22 protein-coding genes and 1 pseudogene are annotated in these 26,482 nt (G+C 62.4%); 3 read left to right on the plus strand and 20 right to left on the minus strand.

Features of this window, described 5'->3' with window-relative positions; all coding sequences use genetic code 11:
• Positions 1–20: 20 nt before the first annotated feature.
• From rimI to SIC17_RS07845, 4 genes are all read right to left on the minus strand, one after another.
• Positions 21–476 (minus strand): ribosomal protein S18-alanine N-acetyltransferase, encoded by a 456-nt coding sequence (rimI, locus tag SIC17_RS07830; RefSeq protein ID WP_412546884.1) that lies wholly within the window; start codon positions 474–476, stop codon positions 21–23.
• Positions 473–1,096, minus strand: coding sequence for a tRNA (adenosine(37)-N6)-threonylcarbamoyltransferase complex dimerization subunit type 1 TsaB (gene tsaB / locus SIC17_RS07835; RefSeq protein WP_291890874.1), 624 nt, complete (start codon positions 1,094–1,096; stop codon positions 473–475). Before tsaB ends, rimI begins: the two co-directional genes overlap by 4 nt.
• Positions 1,097–1,135: 39 nt before the next feature.
• Positions 1,136–1,699, minus strand: coding sequence for a NifU family protein (locus SIC17_RS07840; RefSeq protein WP_291890875.1), 564 nt, complete (start codon positions 1,697–1,699; stop codon positions 1,136–1,138).
• Between the two features lie 67 nt (positions 1,700–1,766).
• On the minus strand, positions 1,767–2,243 hold the full coding sequence (locus tag SIC17_RS07845; RefSeq protein WP_291890876.1) for a universal stress protein: 477 nt from the start codon (positions 2,241–2,243) through the stop codon (positions 1,767–1,769).
• A 75-nt stretch (positions 2,244–2,318) separates the two neighbouring features.
• Here SIC17_RS07845 and SIC17_RS07850 point away from each other — a divergent pair, with 75 nt between their 5' ends.
• Positions 2,319–2,927, plus strand: coding sequence for a hypothetical protein (locus SIC17_RS07850; protein ID WP_412546885.1), 609 nt, complete (start codon positions 2,319–2,321; stop codon positions 2,925–2,927).
• Here the strand turns inward: SIC17_RS07850 and SIC17_RS07855 are convergent.
• The 7 genes and pseudogenes from SIC17_RS07855 to mutS all read right to left on the minus strand — a co-directional run bounded on the left by SIC17_RS07855 (position 2,918) and on the right by mutS (position 12,672).
• Positions 2,918–3,469, minus strand: a complete 552-nt coding sequence (locus SIC17_RS07855) for a TetR/AcrR family transcriptional regulator (protein ID WP_412546886.1) — start codon at positions 3,467–3,469, stop codon at positions 2,918–2,920. The two genes, SIC17_RS07850 and SIC17_RS07855, sit on opposite strands and share 10 nt — an antisense overlap.
• On the minus strand, positions 3,466–3,840 hold the full coding sequence (locus SIC17_RS07860) for a hypothetical protein (protein ID WP_291890879.1): 375 nt from the start codon (positions 3,838–3,840) through the stop codon (positions 3,466–3,468). Before SIC17_RS07860 ends, SIC17_RS07855 begins: the two co-directional genes overlap by 4 nt.
• A 76-nt stretch (positions 3,841–3,916) precedes the next feature.
• Positions 3,917–4,471 carry a copper chaperone PCu(A)C gene (locus tag SIC17_RS07865; RefSeq protein WP_291890880.1) on the minus strand — a complete coding sequence of 185 codons (555 nt, stop codon included), beginning with the start codon at positions 4,469–4,471 and terminating at the stop codon, positions 3,917–3,919.
• Position 4,472: 1 nt separating this feature from the next.
• A complete protein-coding gene (gene trpS, locus SIC17_RS07870; RefSeq protein ID WP_291890881.1) occupies positions 4,473–5,510 on the minus strand; it encodes a tryptophan--tRNA ligase in 1,038 nt (345 codons plus the stop codon).
• 79 nt (positions 5,511–5,589) lie between these two features.
• Positions 5,590–7,092, minus strand: coding sequence for a murein biosynthesis integral membrane protein MurJ (gene murJ / locus SIC17_RS07875; protein ID WP_412546887.1), 1,503 nt, complete (start codon positions 7,090–7,092; stop codon positions 5,590–5,592).
• A 46-nt stretch (positions 7,093–7,138) separates the two neighbouring features.
• The gene (gene glnD / locus SIC17_RS07880) at positions 7,139–9,949 is read right to left on the minus strand and encodes a [protein-PII] uridylyltransferase (RefSeq protein WP_412546888.1); all 2,811 of its coding nucleotides are present in this window, start codon (positions 9,947–9,949) and stop codon (positions 7,139–7,141) included.
• A 31-nt stretch (positions 9,950–9,980) separates the two neighbouring features.
• Positions 9,981–12,672, minus strand: a pseudogene (gene mutS, locus SIC17_RS07885) (DNA mismatch repair protein MutS).
• A 100-nt stretch (positions 12,673–12,772) separates the two neighbouring features.
• On the opposite strand from mutS, the gene SIC17_RS07890 reads away from it, so the two are divergent.
• Complete coding sequence (locus tag SIC17_RS07890; protein WP_412546889.1) at positions 12,773–15,058, plus strand: NADP-dependent malic enzyme; 2,286 nt, start codon at positions 12,773–12,775, stop codon at positions 15,056–15,058.
• On the opposite strand, the gene SIC17_RS07895 is transcribed toward SIC17_RS07890, so the two are convergent.
• From SIC17_RS07895 to rsmI, 7 genes are all read right to left on the minus strand, one after another.
• Positions 15,059–16,408, minus strand: a complete 1,350-nt coding sequence (locus SIC17_RS07895; protein WP_412546890.1) for an AmpG family muropeptide MFS transporter — start codon at positions 16,406–16,408, stop codon at positions 15,059–15,061.
• A gap of 27 nt (positions 16,409–16,435) precedes the next feature.
• Complete coding sequence (locus SIC17_RS07900; RefSeq protein ID WP_412546891.1) at positions 16,436–18,295, minus strand: ATP-binding protein; 1,860 nt, start codon at positions 18,293–18,295, stop codon at positions 16,436–16,438.
• A 55-nt stretch (positions 18,296–18,350) separates the two neighbouring features.
• Entirely contained in the window at positions 18,351–19,865 is a 1,515-nt protein-coding gene (locus SIC17_RS07905; RefSeq protein WP_412546892.1) for a YifB family Mg chelatase-like AAA ATPase, read from the minus strand.
• Positions 19,866–19,940: 75 nt separating this feature from the next.
• Entirely contained in the window at positions 19,941–20,885 is a 945-nt protein-coding gene (gene gshB, locus SIC17_RS07910) for a glutathione synthase (RefSeq protein ID WP_412546893.1), read from the minus strand.
• Positions 20,885–21,559 (minus strand): BON domain-containing protein, encoded by a 675-nt coding sequence (locus tag SIC17_RS07915; RefSeq protein WP_412546894.1) that lies wholly within the window; start codon positions 21,557–21,559, stop codon positions 20,885–20,887. The genes gshB and SIC17_RS07915 overlap by 1 nt, the downstream gene beginning before the upstream one ends.
• Before the next feature lie 90 nt (positions 21,560–21,649).
• Positions 21,650–22,036 carry a YraN family protein gene (locus SIC17_RS07920; RefSeq protein ID WP_412546895.1) on the minus strand — a complete coding sequence of 129 codons (387 nt, stop codon included), beginning with the start codon at positions 22,034–22,036 and terminating at the stop codon, positions 21,650–21,652.
• Positions 22,033–22,929: a 16S rRNA (cytidine(1402)-2'-O)-methyltransferase gene (rsmI, locus tag SIC17_RS07925; protein WP_412546896.1), complete on the minus strand. Its 897-nt coding sequence runs from the start codon at positions 22,927–22,929 to the stop codon at positions 22,033–22,035. Before rsmI ends, SIC17_RS07920 begins: the two co-directional genes overlap by 4 nt.
• On the opposite strand from rsmI, the gene SIC17_RS07930 reads away from it, so the two are divergent.
• The gene (locus SIC17_RS07930; RefSeq protein WP_412546897.1) at positions 22,928–24,604 is read left to right on the plus strand and encodes a penicillin-binding protein activator; all 1,677 of its coding nucleotides are present in this window, start codon (positions 22,928–22,930) and stop codon (positions 24,602–24,604) included. The two genes, rsmI and SIC17_RS07930, sit on opposite strands and share 2 nt — an antisense overlap.
• Here SIC17_RS07930 and hemW read toward each other — a convergent pair.
• A complete protein-coding gene (gene hemW / locus SIC17_RS07935) occupies positions 24,601–25,746 on the minus strand; it encodes a radical SAM family heme chaperone HemW (protein ID WP_412546898.1) in 1,146 nt (381 codons plus the stop codon). The genes SIC17_RS07930 and hemW overlap by 4 nt on opposite strands.
• Positions 25,743–26,348 carry an RdgB/HAM1 family non-canonical purine NTP pyrophosphatase gene (rdgB, locus tag SIC17_RS07940; protein ID WP_412546899.1) on the minus strand — a complete coding sequence of 202 codons (606 nt, stop codon included), beginning with the start codon at positions 26,346–26,348 and terminating at the stop codon, positions 25,743–25,745. Before rdgB ends, hemW begins: the two co-directional genes overlap by 4 nt.
• Positions 26,349–26,482: the final 134 nt, after the last annotated feature.

Genomic DNA, 26,482 nt, shown 5'->3' on the forward strand with positions numbered 1-26,482 from the left:
GATATCGGAGTGATATTCGGTCACGCCCCTGTTTGTCCACGCTCCAACAGAGTTTTTCGGAAGATAAGCGCATCATCGCGGCCACGATAATAGCGTGGGCGGCGCCCGATCTCCGAGTATCCGGCTCGGGTATAGAGAGCGCGGGCGGGGTCGTTATGCTGGTTGACCTCGAGGAAGAGCGAGATGGCACCAAGGTCAGCAACAGCCTGTTCAGCACGCTCCAGCACGGCCATGCCGAGTCCCTTGCCACGTTCAGCCGGGTCGACGCCAACCGTCAGTATCTCCGCCTCATCAGCAGCGATCCGGACCAGAACAAGTGCGATATGACAGCCGTCACGCTGGACCGCAAAAGCCCGGGTCGATGTCATGGACAGAAGCGAGGCGAACTCGCTGGCCGGCCAGGGATGATCGAAACATTTCTCGTGCAGCGCCGCCATGCGTTCTGCGCTCTGGGCGGCGACCTGTTCGACGATCACGGATCCACTCCGCCCGGTAGCTTGGCGTCGGGCGGGCGCACATAAAAGGGCGTCGGCGGACTTTGGTCCTCGCCTGCCTGCCCAGCAACGTCCAGCAGGGCGACGAGATCAAGCTTGCCATCATCGAGGATATTCTGCCCTTCACACGCCACCAGTGCAGCACCTCCACCGGCCAGAGCGAGCCCGGCCACGCGCGCAGATGCGTCTTCGATTGAGAGCCGCTGTGCCTCGTCAGCTTCATCGCGCCAGATCTGCAGCACGACCTCCCCGCGCTTGGCGTCATGCACCGTTGCCAGCGGGCGCGTCGCGGACAGGGAATGCGCAATCACGGCCAGGTTTGAGATGCCATAGGCCCTAGCGCCGGTCGACAGGGCTAGCCCTCGGGCAAAAGCCACACCGACACGCGTTCCGGCAAATCCACCCGGTCCGATCGTCACGCCAATGCGCTTGAGTGCACGCGGCTCCATACCCGCCTGCCTCAACGCTTCCTGCGCCATGGGTGCCAGGCGCTCGGCATGGCCGCGCCCGATTGTCTCGCTCAGGACAATGTCCTGCTGACCGTCAATGCGCAGCGCCACGGAGCATTCCGCTCCGGTCGTATCAAAAACCAGGATGGCCATGGCGGCGGTTTAGAGGAATTCGGTGGCGCCGTCGCCTGCCTACTCCACCGCCTCAACGGACTGGATTTCCGGGATGTAGTGCTGGAGCAGGTTCTGGATGCCGGATTTCAGCGTCATCGTCGAAGACGGACAGCCGGAACACGCCCCACGCATTTTCAGGCGCACAACGCCCGTATCGGCCAAATAGGAGTGGAACAGAATATCACCACCATCCTGGGCCACAGCCGGTCGCACCCGCGTATCGATCAGCTCGATGATCTCCTTGACCACTTCCGAGCTCTCACCGTCATAAACCGCGTGACCACTTTCCTCCTGCGCATCACCCAGGATCGGACGTCCGGACTGAAGCCCGTCCATGATCGCGCCCAGCAGGAAGGGCTTGATGTGGTCCCACTCCACGCCGTCGCTCTTGGTGATGGCAATGAAGTCCGCGCCCAGGAATACACCCGTTACCCCTTCGATCAGGAAGAGATCGGAGGCAAACGGCGAAACGGCGGCGTCTTCCTCATTCTCGAATTCCCGCGATCCAGCTGGCGCGATCTCACGACCGGGCAGGAATTTCATCGTGTTCGGATTGGGTGTGGCTTCGGTCTGGATGAACATGGCAGGTCTCCTTGGCCATCACTTGGCGGTAACGGACAAAAACTTCAACCTCAGGAGCTGCAGGGGCTCAGGTCAGGGCGTCGATTTCCTCACACGCCATATCCCCTGGGACGACGGTTACAGGCACATTGCGTTCGGAGAACAAACCCTTGCCTCGTGCCAGCGCAGAAACCAGCGGTCCCGGCCCTTCACTCGAGCGCGACGCCCCCAGGATCAACAGCGATATTTCCGGATCCTCAAATAGCAGCTCGGACAGGACCTTGGAGCGATCCCCTTCACGCAACAGCAATTCCGGACGCTCGCCGGTGACGGCTTCCGCATCTTCGGCCATGGATTCCAGCAAGGTCTCGGCTGCGGCCTCGGATTCCCGTTTCGCTGTTTCAGCAACGCCGATCCAGTGATTGAAGTCGGAAGGTTCATACGCCGCCAGGACAGTGACCTTGGCGCCGGTCTTGAAGGCGCGGCGGGCGGCAAAGTACAGCGCTGTGCGCGCTTCCGGGCTTTCATCCGCCACGACCAGGAATTTGCGTGTTCGATTTGGCATGCCGTGCGACTGTGGCGAGTTTCACGCGACTCGTCCAGTAATTGCTGCTAAGTCGCTAGAAAAGGAGAGGATTCAATGAGCTCTGTGCGGCATCCCGACCGGCGAAATCTGGGCACCCGGCCAACACTGACCTGGCTGGAAGAGAATGCCCTGGTGCAAACGCTGGAGGATGGCACGCCCGTTCACAGCTTCGCGCTCGCTGACATCCGCCAGGTGCGCCTGGCAGCGGAAATGGCAGGACAGACCTCCCAGGTCGTATTGCGCATCACCAATAGCGCTGGCGAGGAGATGGTGTTTGGCTCGATGACCTTTGTCTCAGCGGGTGTGTTCCGGGGTGAATACGAGACGTTCCGCGCCCTGCTTACCGGATTGCACGAAGCGCTTCTGCCCCACCGGGAACAGGTTGAGTTCGTCGAAGGCCAGTCGATGGCCTTCATGATCACAATGTTCATCCTGGGAGCCCTCATCGCCGTTATGGGCGTTGTTTTCTTCGTGGTGCTCTTCTTGTTGCAGGAAAATGCCTATGGCCTCTTTCTTGTCCCTGTCACGCTGATGGGTGGTGGGTTGATGCGCATGTTCTGGCCCCGCGGGCCACAGGCCTATAACCCGGAAAAATACCTGGCCGAGAACCAGTTCGACGCCCCCAGGGCCGAGGCTGGCACGGACGACGCTTCTCAGGGCTGAGACAGACCGGTGATCAGCCGGTCCAGCAACCGGCCAACCCGCCGGAAATCCGCTTCACCGCTCTTCGGGAACAGCCCGGGATAGGCCAGAAACACGGCGTATTCGATAGCGGCCAGATCGCGGGCAGCCTGCGTGTCCATTCCGTTCTCCATTCGGTTGAGCTCGGCAAGGTAATCCAGCCGGCGATTATCCACCCGCGCCAGCACAACACGCGCCTGATCATCACTTGCCGCCCAGCGCCGGATCTCCGCCTCGACGCGCATGTCCAGCTTCGACGTCAACGCGCTGAGCCTGTGACGTCGCTCCAGAGCGCCTTCGCCAGCTGCATCCGCAGCGTCGATCAGGGCTAGAGTGTGACTGTGTTCCCAGTGCTCGAGCAGGGTCTCGCTGTAGACCTTCTGGTCCGCGAAATGGTGATAGAACGACCCTCGCGTCACCCCCGCACGTTTGCACAGACGGCTTATGCGCAGGCCGGCCGGCCCTTCGCGCCCCAGCTGGGCCAGCCCGGTCTCCAGCCAGTCTTCACGCGAAATCCTGGTCATGCCTGCAACAATCCCGGCATGGCCAACGCGACTATCGGAATGAAAAACACAAACTGGGGATGACGGCTCGCCTTGAGCCTGTGACGGGCATTCATGGCAAAATTCCACACTGCGATGGCCGCGGCCAGCCCCACCATCACGATGGCCACATCACGCCCGCCCGGGTTCAGCCCGGCATAGGCCAGGCCGATGGCCATCGCGGCCAGGGCGATGGTGACAATGTGCCAGCAGAAATAGTGCGTGAACTTGACCAGTGAGTTGATCTCGCCGGTTTCCAGCAGGGGTTTGGCCACCTGTCGGCCCCCCACAAAGAAATGCACCAGTGTTGTCAGGGCCGCGAGCGCCGCGGCAGCAATCAGCCAGTTATTCATCTCACCCTCAAATCATACCATGCGGTATGTTTTGAGGTAAAAACAATCCGCGCTCAATGGCGCGGATTGTCGCAGATCAGTTGTCGGCGGACATGCTCGGTGGCAGGGGGCTGACCTGGAAGCTCACCTCGACCTCGCCTGCACGCTCGAAAACCAGAGTGCCGGTGGCCGTATCGCCCTCGACCACCGTCGCCAGACCAAACACCATCAGGTGATGGCCCCCCGGGGCGAAAACCATCGTCTCACCGGCCGACACATCCTGAGGACCGATGGCGCGCATCTGCATCATGCCCTCATCATTCATCGAATGACCGTGCAGCTCGACACGCTCGGCGCCGTCGATACGGGCGCTGAGAAGGCGGTCCACAGAGCCCGCGCTGAGGGCAAGCGTGAAATAGGCGGCCGTGACATCGCGGCCACCCGGGTGCGGACGCATCCAGGCTTCCTGAACGTCGATGACCGGCATGACACCATCATCGGCAAGCGGCGGAAGTTCCGCCATCTCGCTCATTTCCCCATGATGCATGTCGCCATGACCCATGGACGCGCTTTCTTCGGTGTCAGAAGGCGCGCCGCAAGCGGCAACGGACAGGCTGGCCAGCGCGGCCAGCAATACAGACGTCTTGGACATGCTATCCCCAGAACCCCATGATTTCCTTGGCTTCAGTCACGACAGGTGCCGCGATCTTGTTGGCACGTTCGGCACCGGCAGCCAGGATCCGGTCAATCTCGGTCTTGTCCTCGACCAGGCGACGATATTCGTCGGAGATCGGGGCGAGATACTGCACGGCCACGTCAGCCAGGGCAGGCTTGAAAGCGCCAAAACCCTGACCACCGAACTCGGCGAGGATATCGGCCTTGGTCTGGCCCGTCAGTGCGGCATAAATGCCAACCAGGTTATTGGCCTCGGGACGATCAGCAAGACCGGCTTCCTCGGATGGGAGCGGTTCGGGATCAGTCTTCGCCTTCTTGATCTTGCGGGCGATCTTGTCTGCGTCATCGTCCAGATTGATGCGCGAATTATCGGACACATCGGACTTGGACATCTTCGCAGAACCGTCACGCAGGGACATGATGCGCGCGCCCGGCCCCTGGATGACCGGCTCGGTCATCGGGAAAATCGCTTCGCCATTGCCGAAATCGCGATTGAAACGCGCGGCGATGTCGCGACACAGTTCCAGATGCTGTTTCTGGTCCTCGCCCACCGGGACATGGGTCGCCTTGTAGACCAGGATGTCGGCCGCCTGCAGGACCGGGTAGGTGAAGAGCCCTACCGAAGCGCGCTCCTTGTCCTTGCCAGCCTTGTCCTTGAACTGGGTCATGCGCTCGAGCCAGCCCAGCCGCGCCACACAATTGAAGATCCACGCCAGCTCGGCATGGGCGGGCACTGCGGACTGGGCGAAAATCGCACTCTTTGACGGGTCCACTCCGGACGCGATGTAGGCCGCGGCGGCAGAGCGCACAGCGTCCGGCAGGGTGGCCGGGTCGTGCGGCATGGTGACGGCGTGCAAGTCAACAACGCAATAGAAACAGTCCCAGTTTCCATCCTCCTGCAACGACACCCAGTTCTTCAGGGCACCCAGATAATTGCCAAGGTGCAGGGAACCGGTCGGCTGCATGCCGGAAAGCACGCGTTGCGGGCCAGTGTAATCGGTCGGAGTAGCACTCATCGGATAGCCTCGTGTGGACGGAGGAAAACAGGAGCCGCGGTCTTAGCCTTGCGGGCTCCGGGTCTCAAGCGTGTTTGTGTCAAGAACGCTTCAGGGAAGAGGTCACATCGGAAATGCGCAGGGCACCGGTAACGATCGCGGCGATTCCATAAACAACCGCTCCCGCAGCGCTGACAGCGATAACGGCCAGTAGCGGAACGCCGAAAAAGAGCTGCGTAAGTTCCAGGCTGTAATACTGCGCCGCCCTGAGAGCTAGGCCCATGATGATGGCTGCCGCCAGAATACGCGGAAAGCGCGACATCAAACGTGCGTCCGGCTTAAACACATCGCGCCTGTGCAACGTCCAAGCCAGCAGCAGCGTATTCACCCAGCCGGCGATCGCAGTGGCGATTGCCAGGCCGACATAACGCAACGGCGTGCTAAACAGCGCCAGACCCAACGCCAAATTGACGACAACGGAGACGGTCGCGAATTTCATCGGGGTCATCGTGTCCTGGCGGGCAAAAAAGCCCGGTGCGAGCACCTTTACCAGAACAAACGCGGGCAGTCCGAGCGCAAACGGAACCAGCGCTCTGGCCACCATGATGGTATCGTTTGAATCAAACCGGGCCCGCTCAAAGAGCGCCCCGACCAAGAATTCCGGCATGGCGAGCAGCGCGGCGGCAGCTGGCAGGGTCAGCGCCATGGAAATCTCTACCGCCCGGTTCATCGCATTGGACGCACCCTCGTCATCGCCATTACGCAGGCGGGCACTCAGCGTCGGCAACAACACGACACCCATGGCAATACCAACCACACCAAGCGGCAACTGGTAGAGACGGTCCGCGAAATAGAGCCAGGATCGGGCGCTAGCCTGGTTAGTCGCGATCGCCGAGGTCACCAGGATATTGATCTGCGTGACACCTGCCGCCACCGCGCCAGGAATCCCCAGCACAATCAGTTTTCTTACCCCAGGTGTCAGGCGCGGCAGGCGTAGCGCCAACCCGATGCCCAGCCGCTGCATGGCAGCATAGATCCAGGCCAGCTGGATGACGCCGGAAAGCGTGATGCCCCAGGTCAGATAGTAGGAAAGTTCTCGCCCACGCAGCTCACTGAAGAACATGATCCCGATCAGTGTCAGGTTCAGCAGAACCGGCGCGGCCGCAGCAACGGCAAACTTGCCGTGCGCATTCAATACCCCGGAAAACATCGCGCTGAGCGACATCATCAACAGATACGGCATGGCAATCTGCGTAAAGAGCACCGCCGTTTCGAAAATCTCCGGCTGGCCGACAAAACCCGGACCGAGGAAGACCATCAGCCACGGCATCGCCAGTTGCGCCGCGACAACAAGGACCAGCATGGCGGTAAACAGGACGGAAGCGACCTGTCGGGCGAACTCCCTCGCCTCATCCTGGCCATCGCCCTCGAGGCGCTCGGTATAAAGCGGCACGAAGGCCGAGTTGAACGCCCCCTCAGCGAATATCCGCCGGAAGAGATTGGGAAACTGAAAGGCCTGCAGGAAGGCATCGAGCACCGAACCCGGACCGATAAAGGCCGCGAACATGATCTCGCGGACAAAACCGAGGATCCGGCTGACCATTGTGAAAAGGCCAACAACTGCAGAGGAGCGCAATAATCTCATAGGCTTACCGCAAGAGACTCGCCGGAGCGCGCGCGATGCCGCGCTGGGCCGCCTGCGCTTCGAGTTGCGCCTCTCCCTCGCTCAGGACATTCATCAGCGCTTCTTCCACCTCGGCCTTGAGCGCCTCATCCGTCAGCTGGGCGCCTTCCCGGGTGACATAGAACACATCCGTCGCCCGTTCGCCATATCCATCAATCCGCGCTGAGTGCAGGGACAGCCCCTGTTTGGCGATCATGTCGGAAAGGTCCGCAAGCAAGCCCGGACGGTCACGACCGGAGGCTTCGATGACCGTGGCGCTGTCCGAGAGGTCGTTGGAAAAGTTCAGATAAGGCGTCACCTTGAACGCCGCACCTGACCGTTTCAGCGCCGTTTCGCGCGAACGTTCTACCTCACGGGCACCTGAAACTATCTCGCGCACATAGGCCACAAGCTCATCCATCAGATAGGGGTCATCCCAGCCGAACGGCTGGCTGCCCGCATCCTGGATATAGAAAATGTCCAGCACCTTGCCGGACCGGGTCGTGTTGATGGTCGCGCCAACAATATCCGCGCCACGCCGGGCGAGCGCGGAGACGAGATCCGCGAACAGACCGAACCGGTCCTCGGTCCAGATCATCAATTCCGTCGCCTTGCGTCGGCGGTCGACCCGAATGGCGGTCGCGGCCTCACCATCACCGCGCGCGCGGGCCTGGCGTGCAAAGGCGGCATGGCGGAACCGGTCCTCCTCCGTCGAGGTCACCCAATAGGTGTCGTCCAGTTCCTCGCGCCAGAAGTCTGCAAACTCCGGATAGGAACGCTGGAGCCGGTCACAGACGCGGCTGCGTCCCGCATCCGCCTTTTCGGCCAGCGCCTCACGAGCGAGCTCGACCGCATCACCGGAGCGCTGGAGCACCGGCTCCACCGCGGCATAGAGATCGCGCATCAGCTGGGCTTTCCAGCCATTCCAGACACCCGGCCCGACCGAGCGTATGTCAACAACTGTCAGGACTGTCAAAAGACGCAATCGCTCAACACTGCCAACCACTTGAGCAAAATCGGCAATGGTTCTTGGATCACCGATATCGCGGCGCTGGGCCGTGTCGCTCATCAGGAGATGGTTCTCGATCAGCCAGGCGACCAGTTCGCTTTCCTCGGCATCCAGCCCCAATCGCTCACATGCTGTCAGCGCCCTTGCAGCGCCCTCGATACACTGATCCCCATTGCCCTTGCCTGTATCGTGCAACAGCACCGCGAGATGCAGGGCGCGGCGGTTCTTGATCTCGCTGATAATTCCTGTCGACAACGGGTGTTCGTCGACATGCAGCCCCTGCTCGATCTCCCGTAACAAACCGATCGCCTGCAGGGTGTGCTCGTCGACCGTGTATCGATGATACATGTTGAACTGCGTACGCGCGACGATATCGCCATACTCCGGGATGTAGCGCCCCAGAAGCCCCGCCTCGGTCATCAGGCGCAGCACGGCCATCGGGGCCGGAGCATCCAGCAAGACCGCAAAGAAGGCCCGTGCGACACGGGGATCGCGGCGATAGTCATCATCCACATGCGACAATGTCCGGCCGATGCGCGCAACGGCTTCCGGGTGTAAATCAAACTGGCGGGATGCGGCCACATGGAAGAACTGCATCAGCTTGGCCGGGTCGTCGGCAATCTGGGTGGGATTGGCGAAATCCAGCCGGCCATCACGCAGGATGAAGGAACCGGTATCCGCCGTTTCCAGCGTCAACATATTGGGCAGGAAACGCGCCAGGTTTTTCGGCTTGGCCTTGCGAGAATCCGCTTCCAGCTTGGAACAAACCAGACGGGTCAGCGACCCCACATGCATGGCTGTGAAAAAATAGCGCCGCATAAAGCGCTCGACACCGCTCTCGGTCTCGGTGTCCTCGAACCCCATACGTTTGGCGATTTCCGGCTGCAGCTCGAAGCTCAACCGTTCATCCTTGCCACCGGCCAGCTGATGCAAATGGAACCGCACCGTCCAGAGAAAATCATCGGCTGCCACATAACGCTCGACATCATCAACCGAGAGCAGGCGATCACCCACCCAGCGTTCAAACGCATCGGCGCCGTAGAGAAACAGCGCCAGCCAGCGCATCAGCTGCAGGTCCCGCAGCCCGCCCTTGCCCGCTTTCAGGTGCGGCTCAACGGTATAACGCGACCGCCCGGCCTTCTCGATGCGCGCGTCGCGTTCGCGCAGCTTGGCCTCGACAAAGGCGATCTCGTCACCGGAAACGACTTCATCGCGAAACCGCTTGGCCAGTTTTGTGACCCGGTTCTGATTACCGGCGATGTATCGCAGGGAAAGGAGAGCCGTGCGCTCGGATGCATCTTCACGCGCCAGCTCGAGCGTTTCCTCGATCGTCCGACAGGCGCCGCCACCGACATCGATTTTCAGATCCCAGAGCGCGTAGAGCACACGCTGCAGGAATTCATCCGTCTTCCCGTTCGCACTGCCGGGTTTGAGCAGCATCAGGTCGACGTCGGAATAGGGCGCCAGCTCGCCTGCACCAAATCCACCCTGGGCACACAGGGCCACGCCACGCGCGCCTTCCGGATCCTCGGCCGCCAGGCTGTCAAAAAGCGCGCCCAGGCACACGGAAACGCCGTCAGCCAGGGCATGGGCAGCCGCAGCGCCACCATGATCTCCGGCCAGCAATGTGTTGGCGGAATTTCGGGACGTCTCCAGCGATGCCCGCAATGTCGCCAGACCGGCTTTGCGCGCTGACGGCGAGTCCCAGCCATCCCGCGACATGGCCGACGCCAGTCGGGCGCGCAGTTTCAGGGATTCCAGGGAAGCGGGCAGGAAAGACGCGGTCATGACCTTGTTTTAGATCCGGGCGCCGCCTGCGTCACCTGTCTTTGGCGAGTTGTTTGAGCGCGTAGACCAGATCCAGCGCTTCACGCGGGGTCAGGCTGTCCGGGTCGACCTCGGCCAAGCGTTCATCGACTGGAGATGGACCCGCGGGTTCGACAACTTCCACCGCTGCAAAAAGCGGCAGGTCCGCCAGTGCAGCCGCAGGTGCGCCCTCCGCCTCGAGACGGTCAAGAATGGTCTGGGCGCGCTTGATGGCCAGTTTGGGAAGTCCGGCCCGACGTGCGACCTCGATACCGTAGGAGCGATCCGCGGCCCCCGGCCCGACCTCGTGCAGGAAGACCAGCTCGCCTTTCCATTCACGGGCCTTCAGCGAGCAATTGCCCGCCGCGTCCAGCTCGTCAGCCAGGCGCGTCAGCTCGTGATAATGCGTGGCGAACAGCGCCCGGCAGCCATTGATCCCGTGCAGGTGTTCTGCGGCCGACCAGGCGATGGAGAGACCATCAAAGGTCGCCGTTCCCCGGCCGATTTCGTCAAGAATGACAAAACTGCGCGCCGTCGCCTGGTTGAGAATGGCCGCCGTCTCGATCATCTCCGCCATGAAGGTGGAGCGACCACGCGCCAGGTCATCTGCCGCGCCCACACGTGAATAAAGCCGGTCGGCAATACCGATCCGCGCCTTGCGCGCCGGTACGAAACAGCCGGCCTGGGCCAGCATCAGGATCAGCGCGTTCTGCCGGAGATAGGTCGACTTACCGGCCATGTTCGGTCCGGTCACCAGCATCAGGCGCGCGCCTTCGCCGCCCTCACCATCAAGCTGGCAATCGTTGGGCGTGAAACGTCCCTCGCCGGTACGCGCCAGCGACTGTTCGACCACTGGGTGGCGACCACCAATAACCGTGAACACCGTGCCCGTCTCGATTTCAGGACGGCACGCATCGGTATCACTCGCCCACTCGGCCAGGGCAGAGGCGACATCGATTTCCGCCAGCGCCCGCGCGCAATCACGGATAACCGGACCCAGCGTTTCGACCCGGTCGCGCAGGGCGTTGAAAACTTCCAGCTCCATCGCCAGTGTTCGCTCTCCGGCACTGGCGATCTTGGCTTCCAGCTCGGCCAGCTCGGTTGTGGTGAAACGCACCGCATTGGCCATGGTCTGGCGGTGGATGTAGAGCTCCTCTCCCATCAGGGCATCGGCATTCTTGGCCGTCACCTCGATGAAATAGCCCAGCACATTGTTATGTTTGACCTTGAGCGTGGAAACGCCGGTCGCCTCGGCATAGGTCTGCTGCAGACCCGCCACGATGCGGCGACTTTCATCGCGCAGGCCGCGCGTCTCATCCAGTTCCGGACGCCAGCCCTCGGCGACAAATCCACCATCACGCGCCATCAGCGGCGGTTCATCGCGGATCGCACGCTCGAGATCATTGACCAGTTCAGCGAGCTCGGACTTGTCGGACATGACAAGCGCGGCGGTGCAGGTGGAGACTTCCGCCGGCATCTGAACCAGCGGATCACCGGTCAGGCGGGCGGCAAGAGCCTCGCCTTCCGCCAGTGTCGCCGACAGCGCCTTGAGATCTCGCGGGCCACCCCGGCCCAGCAGCAGGCGTGACAGCGCCCGCTCGGCATCACCGGCAGCCTTGAGACGCTCGCGCACATCCCGGCGCAGGTTTTCCTGGGCGAGGAAGAAACTGACCGCATCCAGACGGGCCTCGATAACACCGGCATCCGTCAGGGGGCGGGAAAGCCGCTCTGCCAGGCAACGCGCACCCGGCGCCGTGACGGTTTCGTCGATCGCATCCAGCAAGGAACCCGCGCGAGACCCTGACAATGTCCTGTCAATTTCGAGCGAGGCACGGGTCGCTGGATCGACCGCGAGAACACTGCCCTGCTTGCCCTGGCGCGGGGGTACCAGCTTGGCCGGCGCCCCGGCCTGGGACAGCGCGAGATAATCCAGCAAGGCCCCCAGCGCGGACAGCTCTGCCCTGGAGAAATCCCCGAACCCGTCGAGGTCCTGCACGCCGAATTGCGCCTTCAGCTGACGTTGTGCCGAGCCTGTATCGTATTTGGCCCGAGGCAGGGGCGTAACGGTGGCACGCGAGGCGATCTCGACCGTCTCGGAATAACGTGCTTCATCGACCAGCAATTCCGCCGGGGCCATGGCCGCGATCTCGGCCGGTACATTGGCGGGATCAACCGCAGACACCACAAACTCGCCCGTGGAGACTTCAGCCCACGCGATAGCCGCCTCACCACTGCCGGTGCGCGCCAGGGCCGCAATCCGGTTGGAGCGACGCGGGTCGAGCAGGCTGTCCTCGGTCAAGGTGCCCGGCGTGACGACCCGCGTGATATCCCGCCGCACAACGGCTTTTTGAGCCGCGGGCCTTGGCAGCCTTGGGGTCTTCCATCTGCTCGCCGACAGCGACCTTGAACCCGGCCTTGATCAGGCGCGCGAGATAGGCCTCGGCCGTGGCTGCGGGAACACCGCACATCGGGATGGGCTCACCCTGGTGCTCGCCACGCTTGGTCAGCGCGATGTCCAGCGCGGCTGCCGCGCGCACGGCATCGTCAAAAAAGAGCTCGTAGAAATCACCCATCCGGTAAAACAGCAGCGCATCCGCGGGAGCCTTGGTCCGCAATTCCAGGAATTGCACCATCATCGGCGTCGCGCCCTCTGCAGAAGGGAATGTCCGGTCTGTCGGAACGGGTATTGTCGTCAGTGCATTCATTGCGGCAGACACTTGCGAGGTTTCGGCTTGCGCGCAAGGGTGCGAAGCGGCTAGAGCGGCTATAGCAGTGGGAAAACTCCCAATCACCAAGGACATCGCCATGAATGACAGAACCAGCCCGGTCGAAGATGAAGAGGCCCTGGCCTTTCACCGCGAGCCCACCCCCGGCAAGCTGGCTCTGCAGCCGACCAAACCCATGGCAACCCAGCGCGATCTGTCGCTGGCCTACAGCCCGGGCGTTGCCGTCCCGGTCAAGGCAATCGCGGAGAACCCGGACGCTGTCTACGACTATACCTCCAAGGGCAATATGGTCGCGGTGATCTCCAACGGCACGGCCATTCTGGGCCTGGGCAATCTGGGCGCCATGGCCTCCAAGCCGGTGATGGAGGGCAAGGCCGTCCTGTTCAAGCGCTTCGCCGATCTCGACGCCATCGATATCGAGGTCGAGGAAGAAGATGCCGACGCGTTCATCGAATGCGTCAAGCGCTTCGGCAACACGTTTGGCGGCATCAATCTGGAAGACATCAAGGCGCCGGAAAGCTTCATCGTCGAACAGCGCCTGCGCGAACTGCTCGATGTCCCGGTCTTCCACGATGACCAGCACGGCACTGCCATCATTTCCGCCGCTGGCATGATCAATGCCTGCCAGATCACCGGTCGCCGCATGGAAGACCTGAAAGTCGTCGTCAACGGCGCTGGCGCCGCGGGTATCGCGGTGCTGGAACTGATCAAGGCGATGGGCGTGAAGTCCGACAACGCGCTGCTGTGCGACAGCAAGGGCGTCATCCACACCGGTCGCGAGAATCTCAACCAGTGGAAGGCCGCCCACGCCGTCGAAACGGACAAGCGCACGCTGGCCGAAGCCCTGGACGGTGCAGACTGCTTCCTCGGCCTTTCGGTCGCCGGCGCCCTGACCAAGGAAATGGTCGCGTCCATGGCGGGTGAGCCGATCATCTTTGCCATGGCCAATCCGGACCCGGAAATCCTGCCGGAAGATGTGCGCGCCGTCCGTGACGACGCCATCGTCGCCACGGGCCGGTCCGACTATCCCAACCAGGTCAACAACGTCCTCGGCTTCCCCTACATCTTCCGCGGTGCCCTGGATGTACGGGCCCGGACCATCAATGAAGAGATGAAAATCGCCGCCGCCCAGGCGCTCGCCGCCCTGGCCAAGGAAGACGTCCCCGACGAGGTCGCCGCCGCCTATCACGGCGCCCGGCCGAGTTTCGGCAAGGACTACGTGATCCCGTCACCCTTCGATCCGCGTCTCATCTCCTATGTCCCGCCCTATGTGGCGCAGGCCGCCATGGACACCGGTGTTGCGCGCAAGCCGATCCCGGACATGAGCGCCTATCGCGCCTCGCTGGCCCGCCGTCTCGACCCGACTGCCTCCTTCCTGCAGCGCATCCAGGGCGCGGTGATGGGACATGGCCGCCGCATCGTCTTCGCCGAGGGCGAGGAACCGGCCGTCATCCGCGCCGCCTATGCCTTCCAGAACCAGGAACTGGGCAAGGCTGTGCTCGTTGGTCGCGAAGAAATCTGCCGCGCCAATATGCGCCTGGTCGGGGTGCCGGAGGATTCTATCGAGATCGTCAATGCGCGCCTCTCCGACCGCAATGCCGACTATGCCGAATTCCTCTACAATCGTGTGCAGCGCAAGGGCTATCTGCGCCGCGATGTCCAGCGCATGGTCAATAATGACCGCAATGTCTTCTCGGCCTGTATGGTCAAGCTGGGTGATGCGGACGGCATGGTGACGGGTACCACCCGCGCCTATGACGCTGCCCTGCGCGATGTTCAGCTGGTGCTGGACCCGGCCGAGGGCCAGCGGGTGATGGGCATGTCGATTGCCCTGGCCAAGGAGCGCACGCTCTTCATCGCCGACACCAATGTCACCGAGTTCCCAGACAGCGAGGCCCTGGCCGATATCGCCAAGGAAGCGGCCGACGCGGCGCAGGGCTTTGGCTTCACACCGCGTGTCGCCTTCCTGTCCTATTCCACCTTCGGCAATCCGGCCGGCCAGCGCTCGGAGAAACTCCAGCGTGCGGTCGAGATCCTGGATCAGCGCGGCGTGGAATTCGAATACGAGGGCGAGATGAGCGTGGATGTCGCCTTGGACAAGTCACACCGTTTCCTCTACCCGTTCTCGCGCCTGAAAGGTCCGGCGAACGTGCTGGTCATGCCGGCCATCCACTCCGCCTCCATCTCCACCAAACTCCTGCGAGCAGGCGGTGGTGCGACGGTGCTGGGACCGATGCTGCTGGGCTTTGAACGCCCGGTCCAGATTGCCCGCCTTGGCGCCTCGGTCAGCGAGATCACCCACCTGGCCACACTGGCGGCCTACGACCCGGACGCCCACGAGGTAGAGGAAGCCGCCGGGGAGTAATCAGGCTTCGACAGGCTTTTTGTCTTCCTTTTCGGACCAGTCGATCTCGCCCTTGGCAGCGGCGGGCCCGAACATGATCAGGACAATCACCAAAACCCCGGCCGGAACCGCGTAACTCGCGGTGATCAGGAAGAAGTGGAAATACCCGACGGCGTCCGCCAGAACGCCGGAGAAACCGGCGATGATCTTGTTCACGAAGGCGTAGGCCGAGGACAAGAGCGCGTACTGTGTCGCTGCATTCGCGGGATCCGTCAGTGATGACAGATAGGCGATGAAGACCGTGCCGACAAAACCACCGGCGATATTGTCACCAACGATAGAGATGGCAATACGCCAGGTATCTTCAGGGGTTCCGGTCAGGGCCAGCCAGGCATAAGCACCGTTGGTCGCAAGTGTGATCAGCGCCCCAACCACCATCGCCTTGAGAACACCCATCCGGTACGCGACCACGCCGCCGAGGAAACCGCCTGCGATCGTCGCTATGATGCCCGGTCCACTCTGGATTCCGCCCACGACCGTGCCGGAATACCCAAGATCCGCGTATAGAGGGCTGGCCATGATGCCCATGGTGAAATCGCTCATCCGGTAAATCGTGATGAGGATGAAGACCGGCACGATCCAGTAACCCATGCGGGAGAAGAATTGCTTGAACGGATCGATAATGGCCGTCGTCACCCGCATGCCGAGGCTTTGCTCGGGCGGTGTCACCACCAATTCCTTGTTCGGTTCCTTCATGAACAGGATGAGGAAGGCACAAACGCCCATGGTTCCGGACATCACCGCAAACGAGATCGGCCAGGAGGTCTGATCCGCAATCGCGAGGCCGAAACCGGCAAACATGATCGCGCCGCGATAACCCATGACATAGGCCGCGGCCATGTTCGCCTGCTGCTCCGATTCCGCGGACTCGATGCGCCATGCATCGATCGCAATATCCAGTGTCGCTCCCGAATAGGCCAGGATCGCGGCGCCCGCGAGCGTGATCAGGAGCCCCTCGGACGGGCGCGAGAAACCGATGACAAGCAGGCCGATCATTGTCCCGGCTATGGCGAGGACCATCCAGGAACGGCGGCGACCAAGCGACCTTGTCAGGAAGGGGATCGGCAGTTTGTCGACCACCGGAGACCAGATCCATTTCAGCGTATAAGCGCCGGTGACCCAGTACATGAAACCGATCGTTGTCCGATCAATTCCCTCAGCTCGAAGCCAGAAGCTCAACTTCTGGAACACCATCATCAGCGGAAGACCGGAGGCAAAGCCCAGGATCAGCATGGAGAGCATGATCGGCTTGCCATAGAGCTCGACGGTTTGCCGCCACGACTTGCGCTGGGCGGTTACGGCATCGGACATGTCCTTGAAACTCCGGTCGTCTGAAATCTAACCCAAACTGGACCGTTTTTCCTTGTTGCACAAGCGCTTGAGGGTGTCGCCGAGGATTACCGGGTCGACAGGTTTGGTGAGGAATTCATCCATTCCAGCATCCAGGCAGACCTGGCGATCCGCTTCGGTGGAATTGGCCGTCAGGGCGATCAGCGGGATATCCCAGCCATTGGCCCGGGCCATGCGTGCGAGTTCCGGGCCATCCATGCCGGGCATGCGCTGGTCCAGCAGGGCGGCGTCAAAGGACAGTTGTTCCAGCGCCTTGAGGGCAGCCGTACCGCTCTCGACAACCTCGACCTCCGCTCCGAGCCGTTCCAGTGTCTTGCGAGCAATAAGGGCGTTCACAGGGTCATCCTCGGCGACCAGCACACGAAGCTTGTCCAGCTCGACCAGTTCCGGCTGGACCTGTGTCTTCACAATCCTGTCAGGGCGTCCGGTGATCTGGGCAATCAGGGTGGAGCGACGCAGGGGTTTGACGAACCAGCCGTCAATCGCTTCCGGCAATCCTTCAGCGATCCTGGATTTTTCCGCCGGCGTGACGAGCACCCAGGAATGCGCGGCGCTGGCCTCGACCACCCGGTCGAACCAGGCCCAGTCGATGAGCAGTTCGCGGCCCGAGGCCGCAGCAAGCCGGTTGGGATTATCAATGGCGAAACAATGCCCGCCCAGGGCTTCGATCTGGTCGACCAGAATGGACCGCATGGTTGGGTCAGCCACCGCCACCGCCAGTTCACGGCCCGCGAGCGGTTGATCGGACACACAGCGCTCCACCGGCAGTTCAAACGTGATCCAGAAGCGCGAGCCCTGACCCAGCTCGCTTTCAAGGCCCATGGCGGACCCCATGGCTTCAACCAGGCGGCGCACCATGGCCAGGCCCAGGCCAGCGCCATCCTCCTTGCCCTCACGCTCGGCCGCACCGCGTTCGAATTCCTCGAAGAGCGCGGCCTGGTCATTCTCGGAAATGCCCGGGCCGGTATCACTGACGGCGATGGACAGGCGCGGCTTGCCGTCCGGACAGGGCGCATTGGAGATGTCCAGGCGAACCCCACCCGTCTCGGTGAATTTCACGGCATTGCCGATCAGGTTGAACAGGACCTGTTTGAGCCGCGCAGCGTCACCCGTGATCTGCGCCGGCGCGTCGCAGGTGAAGACCGCACCGATCTCCAGGCCCTTTTCATGAGCCTTGGGCGCGGCCAGCTCGATGATTTCGCGGACAAGATCCGCGACATCGACACTCTCGGGGCGCAGATTCAGCTTGCCGGCCTCAAGGCGCGAAAGATCGAGTATATCGTCGATCATTTCCAGCGCGTGTTCTGCCGAGGCCGAAAGCGAGCGCACATAATCCGCCTGGTCCGGCTGCAGCGGCGTGGCTTCCAGCAGGCGTGCAACACCCAGCGTCCCGGCCAGCGGCGTCCGCAGCTCGTGCGTAACAGCGGCAAAGAACATGTTCTTGGCGCGCTGGGAGGCTTCCAGATTGTCGTGGTGTTCGCGGCGGGCGGTGATATCGCGTCCGACCGAGATCACGCCGATACCGCCATCCATCTGGCGCTCGTCCCACTCGATCCACAAGGGACCGGTGCGCGTACGCATCAACATTTCATAACGGCGGGAACCGTCTTCCTTGAGCGGCGGAGCGACTGAGAACCAGCGTCCGACCCAGTCGCCCGCATCGCCTCCGAAAGCCTCCAGGAAGGGCCGGTTCACGTGCAGGACCCGGCCGTTGGAGCCGCGCATCAGCACCAGCTCGCCCATCGAGTCGAAGGCGGTCATCAGGAATGTGGTCAGCCCTGTCTCCACGCCGGATTTGGGGCGCGAAAACGGGGACCTTCCGGAATTGTCGGACGGTTTTTTTGTCATGACCCATCCGGTCTAACCTGTTTCGGGTTAACGAAGCGTCGTCAGCATCATGATTTCAGACGCTTGCGGTGGCGGCATTGGCCAGAGCCCGGCGGCAGGCCAGGGCTTCGGCGATGTGGACGCGCCGCACTGCTTCCGATCCGTCCAGATCCGCGACCGTTCGGGCCACGCGCAAGACACGATGATAACTGCGCGCTGTCAGGCCCTGCATGGCGGCGGCCTGGTTGAGCAGATCCTGACCGGCCCGGTCCGGCTCGGCGACATGGTCGAGGCGGTCGGTTGGCAGCTGCGCATTTAGAAAACCGCGCTCAAGCTGGGCCTCACGGGCCTTGAGCACCCGGGCCGCAGCCTGCTGCGTTCCCTCCTCCGGCGGTGGCAGGGCCAGGTCCGCCGGAGTGACCGGCGGGACGGTGATCTGCAGGTCGATGCGGTCGAGCATGGGGCCGGAGATCCGGGCCTGGTAGTCGATCGCACAGCGCGGTCCGCGCTTGCAGGCGACGCCGTCCTGGCCACCGCCGCCACAGCGACACGGGTTCATCGCCGCTATCAACTGGAAGCGTGCCGGGTAGTTCACATGGGCATTGGCCCGCGCGACGGTGATGGAGCCGGTTTCCAGCGGCTGGCGCAGGCTGTCGAGCACCTGCGGGTGAAACTCAGGCAATTCGTCCAGGAACAATACGCCGCGATGAGCGAGTGACGCTTCTCCCGGCTTGGCCTTGGTGCCACCACCCACCATCGCCGCCATGGAGGCCGAATGGTGCGGCGACCGGAAGGGACGGTGCCGGGTCAGACTGCCCCGTTCGATCAGACCGGCAACGGAATGGATCATGGAGACGTCGAGCAATTCGTCCGCAGCCAGAGGCGGCAAAAGCCCGGGCAGGCGCTCCGCCATCATGGACTTTCCCGACCCGGGCGGCCCAACCATCAACAGGTTGTGCCCGCCCGCTGCAGCGATTTCGAGGGCTCGTTTGGCGCTTTCCTGGCCTTTCACCTGGCGCAGATCCGGCTGATCCGTCGGTTCCAGCAATTCGCCCGGCGCCGGTCGCGCCAGCATCTGCGTGCCTTTGAAATGATTGATCAGCTGGATGATCGACGCGGGCGCCAGAATGGCCAGCTCACCGCCCGCCCAGGCTGCTTCCGGGCCGCTGGCCTCGGGACAGATGAGTGCACGACCCGCACTGCTGGCGGCCATGGCAGCCGGCAGGGCACCCGGGGTCGGATTGATGCTGGCATCGACGCCAAGCTCGCCAAAAGCGAGATGTTCCTCCGCCACATCCTTGGGCACCACGCCGATCTCGGCGAGTATGGCGATCGCGATCGGCAGGTCGAAATGCGAGCCTTCCTTGGGACGATCGGCAGGGGCGAGGTTCACGATCAGGCGCCGTGACGGCATGGACAAACCAAGCGCGGAAAAGGCTGCGCGCACCCGCTCCCGGCTCTCGGCCACGGTTTTGTCACCCAGTCCAACAACAGAGAAAATGGGTTGAGAGCCACCGGCCAGCTGGACCTGGACATCCACCAGCCGGGCTTCGGCACCTTCGAACGCGACTGCAAAGGTTCTGGACGCCATGCCTTTCCTCCAGCCCTGTCGAGCCAGAGGAGTGCATCACAATCACAGGTTACACGTCAAGCGTGTTTAAATCCGTCAGGACACTTTTTCGGAGACGACATCCCAGAAACGCGCGCAGGTATCGATACCGGAAAAGCGCTTGAGTTCCTGGACACCGGTCGGGGAGGTCACATTGATCTCGGTCAGCTTGCCGCCGATGACATCAATGCCGACCAGCACCAGGCCGCGCTCCTTCAGCATCGGACCAATCGCCGCGCAAATACGTAGATCATGCTCATCCAGATCGGACTGCTCGGCAACGCCGCCCACATGCATGTTGGATCGGGTCTCGCCCTTTTGCGGCACGCGATTGATCGCCCCCACGGGCTCGCCATCGATGAGCAGGACACGTTTGTCGCCGGCAGACACGGCCGGCAAGAAGGCCTGCGTCACCAGCGGTTCGCGAGACTGTGCAAAGAACATCTCCAGCAGCGAGGCCAGATTGCCGTCACCCGGCTTGAGCCGGAACACGCCAGCACCACCGTTGCCATAGAGTGGCTTGATGATGATGTCCTCATACTTTTCCCGGAAAGCACGAATGGCTTTCTCGTCGCGACTGATCAGCGTCGGCGGGATAAGCTCGGGATAGTCCAGCGGAATGATCTTTTCCGGGCTGGACCGCACCCAGGCCGGATCGTTGAGCACAAGCGTCTTGCCCTTGAGACCCTCAAGGATGTGCGCAGCCGTCTGGTAGGCCATGTCGAAGGGCGGGTCCTGGCGCATCAGGATGACATCGACATCCTCGGCCAGGTCGAGCTCCAACTCCTCACCCAGATCCGCATGTTCGCCCTGCAGGTGTTTCACCGTGACCGGACGGGCGCGGGCAACAATCCTGCCCTCGCGCCAGGACAGGTGGTCAGGCTGATAGACCCAGAGCGCCATGCCGCGCGCCTGGGCTTCTTCCATCAAGGCAAAGGTCGTGTCGGCATCAACATCAACCGTTTCAATCGGGTCCATCTGGACCGCTACGCGCAGGCTCATCAATTGCTCTCCGGTCCGCCGAGAAGTTCCGGCCCGGAGTTAGGATCGATTACGTCCGGATCAAGACTGGGATTGGGTTCACCCGCACATGCCGCCGCCCGGCGTTCACCGCGCGCCGGCAGGCTGGAAGGCGTACCGGCGACCTGCACAAAGCTGATCACATCCGTGACGCCATCCACCAGGGCCGCATGCGAACTCGCCCTCTCCAGCTCGGCCTGGGACCGGGCCAGGCCCAGCAGATAGACGGTGTGGCCATAGGTTTCGACGTTGAAATTGACGCTGCGGATATTCCGATCGGAAAGCAGTCGCGCCCGAACCCGCTGGGTGATCCAGGCATCGCGTGTGCGATCGCGGAAACCGGCCGCCTGGCCGACATTGATCTCATTGGCGACCGCACGCACGGCCACAGACGACCAGGTCAGGCATTCCGCCATGCGCTTGTCATCCTCACGCGGCACGGTGCCGGTCAGAAGGGCGATCCCTTCGGTGACCTCGACATCCACGCCTTCCAGCGCGAAACCCTCGGTACGCAGCATCGCTGACTTGATCGACAGGGACGCATTGGCGTCATCGAGCTCGCGGCCGATGGATCGCTCCGGCTGGATCGTGGAACAGGCCGCAAGCAGCGACGTGGCCAGAATAAGCATGCTGGTCAGGCCTCGGCGAAGGCTCATGGGAGGTCTCTCCTGTCAATCTCGTGCGCCCCGAATCACATCAATACACCACGCATTCCCAAGCATCACCTTACACGCCGGAAATTCCTGTCACAGGAGATCGCGAGCGATGCGCTCTTCCGGCTCCCAGGCCGCACGTTCATGACGGGGCCATTGCCAGGGCGCGACCAGGACCAGGTCATAACGCATGGCCAGGTGATGCAGGCAGGGACGACCGGACCTCCAGATCGTCGCCGCCCGGGTCAGACGCCGGGTCTGGTGAAAACTCAACGCCTGGCGCGCCTCGTCCAGGCTCGCTCGTGCCTTCACCTCGATGAAGGCCAGCACATCGCCCCGACGCGCAACGAGGTCGATTTCACCGGCTGCGGTGCGGGCACGGTGGTCCAGCAGACGATAGCCCTTAAGGAACAGCACCAGCATGGCGAAATATTCGGCCCAGCGACCAAAAGCCTCCGCGCGCTGGCGCCGCGCACTCACCGGCTCGCGTCTTTCAGCGCCAGCGCCCGGGCATAGACATCCCGGCGCGGCCAGCCGGATTGTTCGGCGACCAGGGCGGACGCGTCCTTGATCCGCATTTCGGCCAGGGCGATGGCCAGTGCCTCGTCGATCCGGTCCTGGTCCCAGCTGTCATCACTGGGCGGACCGATGACGATGACGACTTCACCGCGTGGAGCGCCACTTTGCGCGAACTCGGCGGCAAGCTCAGCCAGCGTACCCCGGCGCGCTTCTTCATGCAGCTTGGTCAGTTCCCGGCAGACGGCACCCTGACGATCCCCGAAAATCCGGGCGGCACTGGCCAGACAGTCGGGCACCCGGGAAGCACCTTCATAGAAGACCAGGGTCGATTTCGCCGTGGCAAACCCCTCCATCCAGCTCTCGCGAGCGGATGTCTTGGGCGGCGGGAAGCCGGCAAAGGTGAAACTGTCGGTCGGCAGGCCCGCGATGCAGAGGGCAGACAGGACAGCCGAGGCTCCAGGAATTGCTGTGACCTCATATCCCGCCTCGATCACATCGCGCGCGAGCTTGAAACCCGGATCGGAGATCAGCGGCGTGCCGGCATCGGAGACGATGGCAATGCGCGCACCTTCTTCCAGACGCTCAAGAACGACCGGCCTTATCTTTTCCCCGTTATGGTCATGATATGACTGTAGTCTGGCATCAATCTCATAGGCATCGAGAAGGCGCCGGGTGACCCGCGTATCCTCTGCCAGCACCAGGTCGGCACCTGCCAGCACGTCCAGCGCGCGCAGGGTTATATCGCGCAGATTGCCGATCGGCGTTGAAACCACATAAAGCCCGGGCTCAAATGCTTGCCCGCTCGGGCCAGTCCGGCTAGCTTCGGGCTGTAATTTCCGGGGTGATCCAGTCATGTTCTCAGATATCGTTTCGCGAGTTCTCGACGCAGGCCTGCGTCTGCCATCAGCCACACGTCCAGGCTCGCTGATCCTGACCGCATCACTGACACTTGCCGCCTGCGGTACTACATCCACCCCGCCTCCGCCACCCGTCATCATCGACCAGCCTCCGGTTCAGGAACCGGTGGAAGAGCCGAAACCGGAACCGGTCGACGAAATCGAGGAACTGACCGGACTGATCCCGCCGCACATGGCGGATCGTGATCTCGCCCGTGTCGCGGTCCTTCTGCCCTTCTCCGCGGAGAATGGTGGCGCCCGCGCTGAAGCCATCCGCCTGCTGCGCGCTGCGGAGCTGGCGCTATTCGAGCGCGGTGGTGGCAATCTGGTCCTGATCCCGAAAGACACGCAGGGCACAGCAGACGGTGCCCGCGCCGCCGCCCGCGCCGCCATTGAGGATGGCGCCGACATGATCATCGGGCCGCTCTTCGCCCCTGCGGTAAGCGCCGCTGGTGAAGTCGCCCGCCAGTCCGACGTTCCCGTTGTTGCCTTTTCTACCGATACCACGACGGCCGGAGACGGCGTCTACCTGCTGAGCTTCCCGCCGGAGATCGAGGTCGAACGCATCGTCGAATACGCCGCCCGCCGGGGCGTGTGGAAATACGCCTATCTAGGTTCGCAGAACCGCTATGGCATGGCGGTTTACAATGCGCTGCAGAACTCTGCGGCGGACACGATGGGTCACGTCTCGGCTGAAGCCTTCTACACTGGCGATGTCGAAGCCATGTCACGCGCCTCTGCACGGCTGGCCGAAGGCGTTTTCCCGCCGCTTCGTCCGGAACAGGCTGACGAGCTGCGCCGCCGTCAGTGGATCCCAGACCCGGAAGCTGCATTCCAGGCCGTCATCCTGCCGGAAGGCGGAACCCGCCTGCGCGCACTCGGCCCGCTGCTCATTTCCCAGCAGGTCGACCCGCTGGTTGTGCGTTTCCTGGGCACGGGCCTGTGGAATGACGAGGACCTGCTGCGCGAGCCGGCGCTCAATGGTGGCTGGTTCGCCGGCCCTGACCTGGACATGCGCGCGCGTTTCGACGCCTCCTATGAAGAGACTTATGGCAGCGAGGCTTCCCGCATTGCCAGCCTCGCCTATGACGCCATGGCACTGGCGGCTCACCTGGATGGCGGCGAGCTGGGATACAGCCGCGAGGCGCTTGAGGACCCACAGGGTTTCCAGGGCGCCGATGGCCTGTTCCGTTTCGGTGAGAACGGTGTGATCGAACGTGGACTGGCCATTTACGAGGTTCGTTCCCGCGGTTTCCGCGAAATCGAGCCGGCACCGCTCAGCTTTGACCAGCCTCGCGTTGATCCGCTGTTGATCGAACAGCTGCAACGCGAGCGTTATGCCCGTGAAGTCGAAGCTGCTATCGAACTTGGCCTCCCCATCCCGACGGATCCGTTTGCCAATCTCGATGACGAGGCCGAAGAGCCGCAGCTGCGTGTCATCATTGGTGACGAGGATGCGGGTGTCATCGAGGAAGAAGCGACCGAAAAACCGGTCGACTACACCCTCTTCCGCCTGGAAATGCCGGAAGACTATCCGCGTCCGGGTGACGAGGAGATCTTCTATGATGAAGACGGCAATCCGGTCGATGCGGACGGCAATCCCATCGAGCTTGATGAAGAGGTTGAGGGCTAGGGAATAAGCGCCATCGAAACCGCGTCGCCCAGCACCTGACCCTCCCGGGTCAGGGACAGGTGCTCGCCATCCCTGACGAGATATCCCAACTCGCTCATGCGCTGACATTCCGCTTCGTCAATGCCAAGGCCGGTGAACCCCGTAACCTCTGCCAGGTCGAGGCCTGAAGCGATCCTCATGCCCATCAACACACGCTCGGTACGTTCATCATCAGCACTGAGCGTCTCAAGGGATTTCACCCCCCAGCCGGTCGACATCACCTGGTCGATATAGTCCTGCGGGCGCCGCGCGGCCTCGGTCGCAATTCGGCCAGCCTTGCTGTGGGCACCCAGACGACCGTGCGCCCCCGGACCAGCGCCGATCCAGTCTCCGCCTTCCCAGTAAAGCCGGTTATGCCTGGATTGTGCGGCCAGGTCCTGCGCATGATTGGAAATCTCATAGCGCTCGAACCCCGCCTCGCCGAGCACTTCTTCGGTCAGGCTGTAGAAATCCGCGGCATCGTCTGGCTCCAGTACGAGCTTGTCGCCGCGCGCCACGCGTTTTCCAAACGCCGTCCCGCTCTCGATTGTCAGCTGATAGGGTGAAACATGCCCCACTCCCAGTGCGGCGGCTTGCCCCAGCTCGCCGCGCCAGTGCTCGAGGGTCTGGCCATGCCAGGCGTAAATCAGATCGAGAGAAACCTGGTCGACAGCCTTTTGCGCCGCCTCAACGGCGCGAACAGCTTCATCGACGGAGTGATCCCGGCCCAGACGGGTGAGGGCGTTCCCGTCAAAACTCTGTACGCCGATGGACAGGCGGTTCATGCCGATCGAGGCATAGTCGGCGAAACTCGCCAGGTCATTGGGGTTGGCTTCCAGCCCGATCTCGGGCGCCGCCTCAAATCCCCAGATCTCCGCGGCTGCACTGACGATACGCTCCAGCGCAACAGGTGAGAGCAATGATGGCGTGCCGCCCCCCAGGTGAAGACTGGTCAACCGCCGCGTACCGGTTCGCTCCCGCCAACCGCGCATATCTGCCAGGATTGCATCCAGCAGGGCATCTTCGGCGCCCTTGGGCCGGTAAACATTGAAATCACAATACGGGCAGATGCGCGCACAGTAGGGCCAGTGGACATAAAGCCCCAGTGCGCCGGAGAGGCTCACGCCTTGAACTCCGCCGCGATCATCGCCTCCAGGGCCCGGCCACGATGGCTCATGGACTTCTTCTCCTCGGAACTCATCTGCGCGAACGTCCGGTCATGCCCCTTGGGCTGGAAGACCGGGTCATAACCGAAGCCGGCATCGCCGCGCGGCGGCCAGACGATCTCCCCTTCGACCTCGCCCCGATAGACGCGCGTTTCCTGACCGGGTTCCGAGACAGTAATCACACAGACAAACCGCGCTGTACGATCCGCAGCGCCCAAAGCCTCCAGCTTTTCATGCACCCGTTTCATGGCACGGCCGAAATCACGTGGCTCACCGGCCCAGCGCGCAGAGTAAATACCCGGATCCCCGTCCAGCGCATCCACGGAAAGCCCGGAATCATCTGCGAGACAGACGAGGCCTGTAGCGGCGCGGGCCGCCTCGGATTTGAGCGCCGCATTCCCCTCGAAGGTGGATTCCGTCTCTTCCGGCTCATCGAGGTTAATATCAGCAGCGGATTTCAACTCCAGCCCGCGGGGCGCAAGAATATCCTCTAATTCCCTGATTTTACCGCGATTATGGCTCGCCAATACCCAGGTTTTCGCGTTCTGTTGCTGCTTCATTACGACCACCTTCATATCGCATTTCGAAAAATTCATATCGAAAAACGATATTTTTTGCTTGCACCCGTCAATCATATCATTTATCGATAAACAACAAGGACGGGAGACACTGTCCTGAAAACACGAATGACAAC

It is taken from the genome of Maricaulis sp. MIT060901 (genome assembly GCF_047123815.1).
GTDB lineage: Bacteria > Pseudomonadota > Alphaproteobacteria > Caulobacterales > Maricaulaceae > Maricaulis.

Coding starts and splice junctions, on each gene's coding strand:
- tsaB (WP_291890874.1), bottom strand. CDS start 1,096: ATGGCCATCCTGGTTTTTGATACGACCGGAGCGGAATGCTCCGTGGCG.
- SIC17_RS07840 (WP_291890875.1), bottom strand. CDS start 1,699: ATGTTCATCCAGACCGAAGCCACACCCAATCCGAACACGATGAAATTC.
- SIC17_RS07845 (WP_291890876.1), bottom strand. CDS start 2,243: ATGCCAAATCGAACACGCAAATTCCTGGTCGTGGCGGATGAAAGCCCG.
- SIC17_RS07850 (WP_412546885.1), top strand. CDS start 2,319: ATGAGCTCTGTGCGGCATCCCGACCGGCGAAATCTGGGCACCCGGCCA.
- SIC17_RS07855 (WP_412546886.1), bottom strand. CDS start 3,469: ATGACCAGGATTTCGCGTGAAGACTGGCTGGAGACCGGGCTGGCCCAG.
- SIC17_RS07860 (WP_291890879.1), bottom strand. CDS start 3,840: ATGAATAACTGGCTGATTGCTGCCGCGGCGCTCGCGGCCCTGACAACA.
- SIC17_RS07865 (WP_291890880.1), bottom strand. CDS start 4,471: ATGTCCAAGACGTCTGTATTGCTGGCCGCGCTGGCCAGCCTGTCCGTT.
- trpS (WP_291890881.1), bottom strand. CDS start 5,510: ATGAGTGCTACTCCGACCGATTACACTGGCCCGCAACGCGTGCTTTCC.
- murJ (WP_412546887.1), bottom strand. CDS start 7,092: ATGGTCAGCCGGATCCTCGGTTTTGTCCGCGAGATCATGTTCGCGGCC.
- glnD (WP_412546888.1), bottom strand. CDS start 9,949: ATGACCGCGTCTTTCCTGCCCGCTTCCCTGGAATCCCTGAAACTGCGC.
- SIC17_RS07890 (WP_412546889.1), top strand. CDS start 12,773: ATGAATGACAGAACCAGCCCGGTCGAAGATGAAGAGGCCCTGGCCTTT.
- SIC17_RS07895 (WP_412546890.1), bottom strand. CDS start 16,408: ATGTCCGATGCCGTAACCGCCCAGCGCAAGTCGTGGCGGCAAACCGTC.
- SIC17_RS07900 (WP_412546891.1), bottom strand. CDS start 18,295: ATGACAAAAAAACCGTCCGACAATTCCGGAAGGTCCCCGTTTTCGCGC.
- SIC17_RS07905 (WP_412546892.1), bottom strand. CDS start 19,865: ATGGCGTCCAGAACCTTTGCAGTCGCGTTCGAAGGTGCCGAAGCCCGG.
- gshB (WP_412546893.1), bottom strand. CDS start 20,885: ATGAGCCTGCGCGTAGCGGTCCAGATGGACCCGATTGAAACGGTTGAT.
- SIC17_RS07915 (WP_412546894.1), bottom strand. CDS start 21,559: ATGAGCCTTCGCCGAGGCCTGACCAGCATGCTTATTCTGGCCACGTCG.
- SIC17_RS07930 (WP_412546897.1), top strand. CDS start 22,928: ATGTTCTCAGATATCGTTTCGCGAGTTCTCGACGCAGGCCTGCGTCTG.
- rsmI (WP_412546896.1), bottom strand. CDS start 22,929: ATGACTGGATCACCCCGGAAATTACAGCCCGAAGCTAGCCGGACTGGC.
- rdgB (WP_412546899.1), bottom strand. CDS start 26,348: ATGAAGCAGCAACAGAACGCGAAAACCTGGGTATTGGCGAGCCATAAT.